This is a genomic window from Streptococcus sp. HMSC065H07, assembly GCF_001837325.1.
In the GTDB taxonomy this organism is placed as follows: domain Bacteria; phylum Bacillota; class Bacilli; order Lactobacillales; family Streptococcaceae; genus Streptococcus; species Streptococcus salivarius_H.
The window spans coordinates 1-1,111 of the sequence record NZ_KV832048.1 but is presented as its reverse complement, the minus strand read 5'-3'; the positions used below and the strand labels follow the sequence as shown (position 1 = coordinate 1,111).

The following is a 1,111-nucleotide window of genomic DNA, read 5'->3' as shown; positions in this document are numbered from 1 at the left end:
CAACGCCGTCAACTGTCTTAGTCGTTGAACCATCATCGAAGGTCGCTGGAACAGCTTCATTAATCGCTACTGTTTTCTCAACGCCATCTACTGTTACAGTTCCACCCTTGAATTCAGGTTTACCAGTTTGTGTTGCACCTTGAATATCAGTTGTTTCAGCTGGTGTAGCTGTTGGGGTTACTGGAACAATTTCTGGTGTGTAAGTTGTATCCACCTTGATACCGTTTGAGCTTTCAGCTTGAACCTTGGCTGGTGTGACTGCACCAGTGTATGATTTATCAGTCGGTGTGAAAGTGACTTGACCAGTAGCTGAATCGATAGAGTAAGTACCAATTTCAGTTGTACCATCAGCGGCATAAGCTGGTGTACTTGTCACTTCATTGCCATCATTATCCAAAAGCGTGTAGCTATTATCTTTGATCGTAATAGCTTTATCTTCACCATTCACTTGAACAGTTGTTCCTGCAAAGGTTGGTGTACCGGTTTGAGTCGCACCTTGGATATCTTTTGAAGTTGCAGGGTTTGCAGTTGGAACTGCTGGCACAACAGTTGGTGTGTAGGTCGCATCTGAAGTAATGGTTGCAGTCTTACCATTAGCATTTGTAATCGTAGCAGTTGCCTGAACAGTTACTCCTTTTGCAGTACCAACAAAGTCTTTTTCTGGCGTAAATGTTACTGCTCCAGTCGTTGGGTCGATAGTATAGCTACCTTCTCCTGCTACTGTTACAGTTGTTTCATCAGTCGGTTGACCAGTTGCTGGATCCACCAATTTCTTGCTTGTGATTTCAGCAGTCTTATCATTACTCAAATCAAAGGTTGGTGTTTGAGTTTGAGGAACGTTTTGAATATCCGCAGAAACCTTGTCTGTAGGAGTCACTGTAATTGGTGTTACTGATGGTGTGTAAGTCGCTGAAGCTTTTGTTCCGTTCTTGTCTTCACGAACGACTGTAACCGCTGGTGCTGTTCCTGTAAAACTTGGTTCTGGAACAAATGTAACAGTACCGTCTGCTGCTACTGTGTAGGTACCAACGCCATCAACTGACTTGGTAGTTGAGCCATCATCAAATGTTGCTGGAACATCATCGTTCATTGGCACACGGCTATCGCCTTC

The 1,111-nt window shown here is 43.9% G+C and carries 1 pseudogene; it reads right to left on the bottom strand.

The window, feature by feature from the left end:
- A pseudogene (locus HMPREF2637_RS09680) lies at window positions 1-1,111 on the bottom strand (cell surface protein); the annotation flags it as partial.